General features: G+C 57.9%; 9 protein-coding genes. 2 read left to right on the forward strand and 7 right to left on the reverse strand.

Annotated elements, in window-relative coordinates; translation table 11 throughout:
• Together serS and cysG are read left to right on the forward strand one after the other, a co-directional pair.
• A partial coding sequence (gene serS / locus M0974_RS21655) for a serine--tRNA ligase (protein WP_297841495.1) occupies window positions 1-976 on the forward strand: 976 nt, incomplete at its 5' end.
• Complete coding sequence (gene cysG / locus M0974_RS21660) at window positions 977-2371, forward strand: siroheme synthase CysG (protein WP_297841499.1); 1395 nt, start codon at window positions 977-979, stop codon at window positions 2369-2371. It abuts the gene before it with no gap.
• Window positions 2372-2432: 61 nt separating this feature from the next.
• On the opposite strand, the gene M0974_RS21665 is transcribed toward cysG, so the two are convergent.
• From M0974_RS21665 to M0974_RS21695, 7 genes are all read right to left on the reverse strand, one after another.
• Entirely contained in the window at window positions 2433-3434 is a 1002-nt protein-coding gene (locus M0974_RS21665; protein ID WP_297841502.1) for a glutathione S-transferase family protein, read from the reverse strand.
• 88 nt (window positions 3435-3522) lie between these two features.
• Entirely contained in the window at window positions 3523-4524 is a 1002-nt protein-coding gene (locus tag M0974_RS21670; protein WP_297841504.1) for a glycosyl transferase family protein, read from the reverse strand.
• Window positions 4521-4856, reverse strand: a complete 336-nt coding sequence (locus M0974_RS21675) for a TusE/DsrC/DsvC family sulfur relay protein (protein ID WP_297841507.1) — start codon at window positions 4854-4856, stop codon at window positions 4521-4523. The genes M0974_RS21670 and M0974_RS21675 overlap by 4 nt, the downstream gene beginning before the upstream one ends.
• Window positions 4853-5152, reverse strand: coding sequence for a sulfurtransferase complex subunit TusB (tusB, locus tag M0974_RS21680; RefSeq protein WP_297841510.1), 300 nt, complete (start codon window positions 5150-5152; stop codon window positions 4853-4855). Before tusB ends, M0974_RS21675 begins: the two co-directional genes overlap by 4 nt.
• Window positions 5152-5514 (reverse strand): sulfurtransferase complex subunit TusC, encoded by a 363-nt coding sequence (gene tusC / locus M0974_RS21685; RefSeq protein ID WP_297841513.1) that lies wholly within the window; start codon window positions 5512-5514, stop codon window positions 5152-5154. Before tusC ends, tusB begins: the two co-directional genes overlap by 1 nt.
• Window position 5515: 1 nt before the next feature.
• Window positions 5516-5908 carry a sulfurtransferase complex subunit TusD gene (gene tusD, locus M0974_RS21690; RefSeq protein WP_297841515.1) on the reverse strand — a complete coding sequence of 131 codons (393 nt, stop codon included), beginning with the start codon at window positions 5906-5908 and terminating at the stop codon, window positions 5516-5518.
• A gap of 113 nt (window positions 5909-6021) precedes the next feature.
• A partial coding sequence (locus M0974_RS21695) for a Bax inhibitor-1 family protein (RefSeq protein ID WP_297841518.1) occupies window positions 6022-6380 on the reverse strand: 359 nt, incomplete at its 5' end.

A 6380-nucleotide genomic window follows, 5' to 3' on the forward strand; every position in this document is an offset into this window, starting at 1 on the left:
CATGCCTAACCTGCCGCACGAGTCGGTGCCGGTCGGTGCCGATGAAGACGACAACGTCGAAGTGCGCCGCTGGGGCACGCCGACGGCCTTCGACTTTGCCGTTCAGGACCATGTCGGCCTGGGTGAAAAATTCGGCTGGCTGGACTTTGAAACTGCCGCCAAGCTTTCCGGTGCACGTTTCGCTTTGCTGCGTGGCCCGATTGCTCGTCTGCACCGCGCCCTTGCGCAGTTCATGATCAATCTGCACGTGACTGACCACGGCTACGAAGAGGCTTACACGCCTTACTTGGTGCAGGCGCCTGCGTTGCAGGGCACTGGCCAGTTGCCTAAGTTCGAAGAAGACTTGTTCAAGATCTCTCGCGAAGGCGAAGCAGATCTGTACTTGATTCCGACCGCGGAAGTGTCGCTGACTAATATCGTGTCCGGTGAGATTCTCGACGCCAAGCTGCTGCCGATGAAATTCGTCGCACACACGCCGTGCTTTCGCAGCGAAGCCGGCGCGTCAGGTCGTGATACGCGCGGGATGATTCGTCAGCACCAATTCGACAAGGTCGAGATGGTCCAGATCGTTCAGCCTGATCAGTCGCAAGCTGCGTTGGAAAGCCTTACTGGCAATGCCGAGCGCGTTCTGCAACTGCTGGAGTTGCCTTATCGCGTCCTGTCTCTGTGCACCGGGGACATGGGCTTCAGCGCGGTCAAGACTTACGACCTGGAAGTCTGGATTCCGAGCCAGGACAAATACCGTGAAATTTCGTCGTGCTCCAACTGCGGCGACTTCCAGGCGCGGCGCATGCAAGCACGCTGGCGCAACCCGGAAACCGGCAAGCCAGAACTGGTTCATACGCTGAACGGTTCGGGCCTGGCGGTAGGTCGGACGTTGGTTGCAGTGCTGGAAAACTACCAACAGGCCGACGGTTCGATCCGCGTGCCGGAGGTGCTCAAGCCTTACATGGGCGGACTTGAGGTCATCGGTTAAATGGAATTTCTGCCTCTGTTTCATAACCTGCGTGGCAGTCGCGTGCTGGTGGTGGGCGGGGGTGAAATTGCGTTGCGCAAATCCCGCCTGCTCGCCGACGCGGGGGCGTTGTTGCGGGTTGTTGCGCCTGAAGTAGAGGTGCAACTGCGCGAACTGGTGGAAGGCAGCGGCGGCGAAGTCATTGTTCGTGGCTACACCGAGAGCGATCTCGATGGTTGCGTGCTGATCATCGCCGCCACCGACGACGAACCCCTCAACGCTCAAGTCTCTCAGGACTCAAAAAGGCGTTGCGTGCCGGTCAATGTGGTGGACTCGCCAGCGTTATGCAGCGTGATCTTCCCGGCCATCGTCGACCGTTCGCCATTGGTTATCGCGGTGTCTAGCGGTGGTGATGCCCCGGTCTTGGCGCGCTTGATTCGTGCCAAGCTGGAGACTTGGATTCCTTCGACCTACGGACAACTGGCCGGCCTCGCAGCACGCTTTCGCAGCCAGGTTAAAAACCTGTTTCCGGACGTGCAGCAGCGCCGCGCGTTCTGGGAAGAGGTTTTTCAAGGCCCGATTGCAGACCGTCAATTGGCCGGGCAGGGTGCAGAAGCCGAGCGTTTACTGATCGCCAAGATCAACGGTGAAGCGCCAAATGCGGGCGGAGAGGTGTATCTGGTTGGCGCTGGGCCGGGTGATCCCGACTTGCTAACCTTCCGCGCCTTGCGCCTGATGCAGCAAGCGGATGTGGTGCTTTACGACCGCTTGGTTGCCCCTGCGATTCTTGAACTGTGTCGACGTGACGCCGAGCGCGTGTACGTGGGCAAACAGCGCGCCGATCATGCGGTGCCGCAAGATCAGATCAACCAACAGCTGGTTGATCTAGCCAAGCAAGGCAAGCGTGTGTTGCGTCTCAAAGGCGGTGATCCGTTCATCTTCGGTCGTGGCGGTGAAGAAATCGAAGAGCTGGCCGCCCACGGTATTCCGTTCCAAGTGGTGCCAGGTATCACTGCCGCCAGCGGTTGTGCGGCCTACGCGGGTATTCCGCTGACTCACCGTGATTATGCGCAGTCAGTGCGCTTCGTCACTGGGCACTTGAAAGACGGCAGCACCGACTTGCGCTGGAATGACTTGGTCGCGCCGGCACAAACCTTGGTGTTTTACATGGGCTTAATCGGGCTGCCGATCATCTGTGAGCAGTTGATCAAGCATGGCAGGTCTGCAGACACCCCTGCGGCGCTGATTCAGCAGGGCACCACGGCAAACCAACGGGTATTTACCGGCACGCTGGCCAACCTTTCGCAACTGGTCGCAGAGCATGAAGTTCATGCGCCGACACTGGTTATCGTCGGGGAAGTGGTGCAGTTGCGGGAAAAACTGAAGTGGTTCGAAGGCGCTCAGTCACAGGTTTAACCAGTGCGTGTAAACCGTGATCGCCCTTGCTTAAGGGCGATCAAGGCGCTCACTCAGTCGTCTAAGCACCTGACCAGATGCCGCTGCCGGCGAGACGTCCCCGGTCATGGTCAGCGTCAAGGTTCAGCGCAGGCCCTTTCGGCACAATCCCGGTAGGGTTGATGGTCTTGTGGCTGCCGTAGTAGTGATTCTTGATGTGTTGGAAGTCCACGGTCTCGGCAATACCTTCCCACTGGTACAGCTCGCGCAGCCAATTGCTAAGGTTCGGGTAGTCGACAATCCGTCGCAGGTTGCATTTGAAATGGCCGAAATACACCGGGTCGAAACGAACAACCGTGGTGAACAAGCGTATGTCGGCTTCAGTCAGATAGTCGCCGGCCAAATAGCGTTTGTCGCCCAGCAGCGCTTCTAGCGTGTCCAACTCTGCAAATAACTCATCGAACGCTTGCTCGTATGCACCTTGCGACGTGGCGAACCCTGCACGGTAGACGCCATTATTCACCGCCGGATAGATCTCACTGTTCAGTGCGTCGATGCGTGAGCGCAGTGCCTCTGGGTAGAAATCCAGTGAATTGCCGGTCAACCCGTTGAACGCGGAGTTGAACATACGGATGATTTCCGACGACTCGTTGCTGACGATGCGCTGCTGTTGTTTATCCCACAGCAACGGCACGGTCACGCGACCGGTGTAGGTGGCGTCGTCTGCGGTGTAACGCTGATGGATGAAATCAAACCCGTCGAGTTTGTCGCCGCTGGAACCGGTGGCCTTATCGAAGGTCCAGCCGTTTTCCAGCATCAGCCAACTGACGACAGACACGTCGATCAAGTCTTCAAGACCCTTGAGTTTGCGCAACATCAACGTGCGATGCGCCCACGGGCAGGCCAACGAAACATACAAGTGATAGCGTCCGGCTTGCGCAGGGAAACCGCCTTCACCGCTCGGGCCAGGGCTGCCATCGGCAGTGATCCAATGGCGGCGCTGCGCATTTTCGCGCTGAAACGCGCCGTCTTTGCTGCTTTCGTACCACTGGTCGTGCCAGCGTCCGTCGACCAGAAGGCCCATATCTGTCTCCCAAGCTGTTTTGCGTTGGAGGGCAGTTTAAAGGCAATAGTTCGAACGAATAGCGCAAAGGATCGGCGGTTATGATCGGTTAAATCGATCGGTCACGTGCGTCCCAATACTGTTGGGCGAGCACAAACGCTTCATCTCGTGGTGTTCCGAGCCCGCGTAACGCCAAGGCGATGGTTGAAATCAGTGCGAGCTGCGGGTAGCTGTCTTCAATCTCGCCGCGCCATAGCGCAGTTAACTGCAAGGGATCGAGAGTGGCCGGTTTGACGTGGCGTCGTGGCGCCAAAGCGGGCCATTCTTCATCCCAGCTTTGCCCTCCGGTGGTGCCATACAGATGGCTAATGGTGTCGGGGTTCATCTCAACTTCACCGCCATCGCCTTTGATGACGATCGAGTTATCCCCCAGCAGGCCACTGGCTTCGCGGTGCATGCCTTGATAGCCGGGATGGAAAATACTTTGCAGGCCGCAGCGCGCACCCAGTGGGTTCAACACCCGTGCCAAAGAGTGGATCGGCGAGCGCAGGCCTAGGGTATTGCGCAGGTCGATCATCCGCTGCAACTGTGGTGCCCAGTCGCCCAGCGGAATAAACGCCAGGTTGTGCTGCTCAAGAGCGGTCTCGACAGCGTGCCAGTTGCGACACAGTGGGATGCCCAGCAAGCCGAGCAACTGTTCGCTGTACATGCGCCCAGCGGTATGTGCACCGCCACCGTGGAGCAAAATCCGTACGCCGTTCTGCGCCAAACACTTGGCCGCCAGCAAGTACCACGGCAGGTGACGCTTCTTGCCGGCGTAGGTTGGCCAATCGATATCAACCCGCAGCGCCGGAGCGTGCAAGCGTTCACGCACCGCTTCGGTGAAACCCGCGAGTTCTTCCGCGCTTTCCTCTTTGTGCCGCAACAACATCAAAAACGCGCCGAGCTGGGTGTCTTCGACTTTCTCATCGAGGAGCATGCCCATGGCCTCGCGGGCCTCTTCACGGGTCATGTCGCGGGCGCCACGTTTGCCCTTGCCAAGAATGCGCACGAACTGGGCGAACGGGTGTTCGGCAGGTGTTTCAAGGGTCAGCGGGGCAACGTCAGTCATATGCAATTCGTCGGTTTGGGCAGGCCCGCCAGCTTGGCGGCGAGTTTGGCGGGGGTGCCATTGAACAGGCGGTTAAGGTGCATGCTGTTGCCCTTTTGAGGGCCTAGCTTCAACGCCGTGTATTTGACCAGTGGCCGGGTGGCAGGTGATAGCTGGAACTCTGCGTAAAACGCCCTGAGCAACTCCAGAATTTCCCAATGATCAGCACTGAGGACAATACCTTCCTGCGCGGCAATAGCGGTGGCTACTTCGACGGACCAGTCGTTCAGGTTCACAAGGAAACCGTCCTTGTCCAGTGCAACGCTGCGTTCGGCGATCAATAACGGGTTCATAGCCAGGTATTCACCTTGTCGAAGCGAATTGATAGCGTAACGAAGCCTGGATAATCGACGCTTTCTGCCCAGCTCGGCAGGGTCAGATCCCGCGCAGCAAGGTCTTCGTCCAGCACAAACAGCTTGAGCGATGCCGTTTGCGCTTCCAAGGCCTTGAACGGCGCTGTGTCCTTGCGCAGGGCATAGGTCGCGTCACCACACAGCAACAGCGCGTCTTCAGCGCCCAGCAGTCGTAGGCAGCTGGTCAGGCGGTTGTCGGTAAACGGCGAATGAGATAACACATGTAAAGTCGACATCAGAGCGTAATCACTTGATCGTAGCGGTCGATAATGGCGGCAAGTTCGTTACCGTGCAGCAACTGCAGAGGTTCAATAGTTACGCCTTCAGGTGCAACACCGCGGTCCACCAAGCTTTGGCTGCACGCATAGAGATCGTCGATGCCAAACAGCGAAAGGGCCTTCAAATTAGCGGTCAGGTCTTTCTGCTGTAACTCGGCAGCTTTTTGCGCTGGTAGCAGTTGGAACACACCGTCATCCATAAACAGCACGCCAATGGGTAAGTCGAACGCGCCGCCGGCCAGTACGATGTCCAGTGCTTCCCGTGCGCCGGGGCCGGACCACGGTGCCTGACGGCTGATAATCAATAATGACTTGGGCACTTCAAGGCCCTCCGAAACAGATCAGGCGGTCCGCGTCTTGTACCGCATCGTGTAACTGACCCAGCCCGGATAATTCCCACGGCGCAGGCAAGTTGACGGCTGGTCGCTCGTAACGTTGCGCTTCTTCTTCATTCAATACGCCGCGACGCAAGGCAGCGGCGATGCACACCACGCCATCAAGCTTGTTCAGGGTCACGAAATCACGCCACAGACGGGGTAGGTCGAGTTCATCTTGAGGGGTAACGATATTGCCCGAAGCGCTGTGCACGCCTTCTTGATAGAAGAATAGCCGAACGATCTCATGGCCACCGGCCAGCGCCGCCTGAGCAAATAGCAGGGCGCGTCGGGAGGAGGGCGCGTGCGCCGCGGAGAAAAGGGCAATAGCAAACTTCATGGGGCAGCTCGGTCAACGAATCTGTCGCCATGATAAAGAGTTTGCGAACAGCAGACAGCAAAAAGCCCGCTAGGCGGGCTTTTTGTTGGATCTCAATAAATATCAGCAGCGCATCAGTTTCTGTTGCTGCCCATCAGGCCGAATATTTGCAGCAGGCTGATGAACAGGTTGTAGATCGATACATACAGGCTGATGGTCGCCATGATGTAGTTACGTTCGCCGCCCTGGATGATGGCGCTGGTCTGGAACAGGATACAGACCGACGAGAACAGCACGAAACCGGCGCTGATCGCCAACTGCAGACCGCTGATGTGGAAGAACATGCTTGCCAGCGTTGCACCCAGCAGCACGAAGAAGCCAGCGGTGATGAAACCACCGAGGAAGCTCATGTCCTTGCGGGTGATCAACACGTAAGCCGACAGACCACCGAACACCAGTGCGGTCATTGCAAACGCCGAACTCACTACCTCAG

Source organism: Pseudomonas sp., from assembly GCF_026224925.1.
In the GTDB taxonomy this organism is placed as follows: domain Bacteria; phylum Pseudomonadota; class Gammaproteobacteria; order Pseudomonadales; family Pseudomonadaceae; genus Aquipseudomonas.